Annotated in this window: 1 protein-coding gene; it reads right to left on the bottom strand. The window is 37.2% G+C overall.

The window, feature by feature from the left end; all coding sequences use genetic code 11:
- Nucleotides 1–534: 534 nt before the first annotated feature.
- Nucleotides 535–1863, bottom strand: a complete 1329-nt coding sequence (locus J3U16_RS11750; RefSeq protein ID WP_267338344.1) for a hypothetical protein — start codon at nt 1861–1863, stop codon at nt 535–537.
- Nucleotides 1864–2614 lie beyond the last annotated feature (751 nt).

Here is a 2614-nt window from a genome sequence, read left to right as displayed (position 1 = left end):
TAGAAATTTAGTAAGTTTGATCATTTAAAACTTTTTAAGTGAAATTTAAAACCTCAAAAACCCCGCTCCTCAACTTTTTTCGATAAAACACAACAAAATAAATTATTCCCAGTTAAAACTGTGTTTTAAACACTTCAAGTCAACTATCTAACGGACTTATTGCTATTTCCAGTTTATTTACTCAAGTTATATGAATTATCGAATAAAAGTTAAGGAGAAACACAAAGTCCGTTGTAGTTGCGTAATCGGTCCACGAATAGTACATCACCGAAGTACGAGCCCACAACAAACGGCTGATTATATGAAGGATTAGTATCAACCGTCCAATAACTGTCAAAGGAAAAATTGGCTTGTGAGTAATTTTTCATCAATCCCCACTCGGTAAAGAATCCTGTGCCGATTCTACGCTGATAATAATTGCCGTTTGAAGAAGGGGTTGCACCAACTGAACCTTCACAATCATTAGTTAAACTATTTTGCAGGAATACGCTATTTTACCCATCCCTAACTTCTGTGCTTACTTAGACAAGAGGACTAAGGATAGGCACAAATCACGCTGTTATCGTCGATAGCCCAACCAACATCACCGTAGGCCGCGAACACGGCAAACTGATAGCTACCATTTGAATCACTAGTCCAGTACCCATAACGATCAAACCCAATTCCTGAGTAACTCAGCATTCGCCCCCATTCCGTAAAAAAACCTGCACCAATCCGACGCTGGTATAAATTATTAAGTGATGAAGGCGTAGCTCCAACTGAACCTTGACAGTAAGGGTGAGAACCACTTCCTTGACAAGAAGCATTAGTTAAATCCATTACGAGAGGCATTCGATAACCTATATTATTACACCAAGATAAGGTATTAGAATAAGAGTCTTCTATTCCACCGCGGTTGACAAACCACTGCTTTAACGTAAATCCATATTTAACAACAGCATTACCTCGACTGTCTCGACCGACCAACTCGAATGTCTGGGGCAAAGATGGCCTAGGTATATTACCAGGATTGCTAGACATATGCTGAGATGAGGTAGCAACAGGTCCACTTAATGTAACTCGAACCCTTTTACTTGTAGAATCGCTCATTGTAGCGGTTATACCTCCGTGAGAAACTGGTTCCCAAGACAAGGACTGATTAATACCACCAATATCTAAATCAAAGTACAAACCATGAGCACCAGTAGTCGGAAAATTTAAACTATAAGATGATGGTATAGTTGATTGAGGAAGAAAACCATTATCAGGATCCCAAATCGAAGTCGGACCAGCATAATAGCCTGTACCATACATCAAAATTGGCTTAGCAAAACAAACCTTCGGCGATGCCTTAGGATTTATATAATAGATCACACTACTGGCGTCAAAACTACGAGTATTAGGAAAGCCATAACGTGTGATTAAGGCAACATAAGTATTGGCTAAATTAAGTCGATAAGGTGCATTACAAATTTCTGGCACGGTATTACGTGATACTACTTTGTTGTTTTTGTCCACGATAGATAAACTTAAATTACCTGTAGCGGTAATGTCACCATCGCCATCATCATCTCCCCAATAATTGTAAGGTGAACTGACAAGAGTACTCAATGCTATGGAATCAGTATCTACTGGCACTAACATGCTAATATCAGCAAAACTTTGACCTGTTACTGGTAATTCTATTGGTGTAGTTGATGAATTGTTGGTTGACGGCGTATATCTAACGCCATTAGATAAAGATATCCCAAGCAGACCATCAGTATTAATTGTTCGTGTAAGACCACCGTCAAAGGTTAAATACGGGGCATTACCGTGAATAACACTTGATGTTTTAGAAGTTAATGCATGGCTAGAAAAAGAAATAGGAAGTAAAAGAGCCACCGCTCCCCCTATAAAGATCTGCCGGGATAATTTGGATCGATGAAAGGATCGGAAAAAAGATCGCACGAAAATTGGTGGAATTGTGCTTAATCGAGTGAAAAAATAAACTTTTGTGAAAAAAGGACGTTGGGAGCTTAATTTAGACGAATTTAAAGTATAGGTTGGCCAAGTTGCCTGTTGCCTGTTGCCTGTTGGAAATTATAATACATAATCGACAGTCCTGTCAAGTAAATTTATGATTTATTTTAATTTTATTGTGAATTTGATTAAAATTTATTCTTTAATGTAATGATGAAAAAGTATAGTGAACAGAAAAAAACGACGCAATATCTGTTTTTACTTTTATTGCTAATTTTCGTAAAGATAAAACGCTTTACATGCTAAAAATGACAGCTAATTATTGTTTTAATTAGTTAATATCGACTTTACAATATTTAACAGTTGTAATAATGAAAAATTTAGCATTTGATTTTAGTGACGTATGAGTTTGAGGTGTAATTTAACATCCCAAAAACCCTGCTCCTCAACTTTTTTGGATGCAAAAAACGGCCACTAAAAAACGACATAGCTTAAAGCGGAATTATTTATTTTAGACAATATTTCAAAACAGAATTTAGACCCCAAAAACCCCGCTCCTCAACTTTTTTTGCGATAAAATCGCCTCAAAAATAAACCCGCCGAGGCGGGTAATTGAAGCGTCGCTTAGCCGCAAAATCGCTTTTTTTATGGCTAAACGACGTTGACTCCTTGA

Source organism: Gilliamella sp. B3023 (assembly GCF_026536845.1).
Classification (GTDB): Bacteria; Pseudomonadota; Gammaproteobacteria; order Enterobacterales; family Orbaceae; genus Gilliamella; species Gilliamella apicola_E.
Note: the sequence above shows the minus strand (reverse complement) of the source record. Positions and strands in the feature narration are given on the sequence as shown.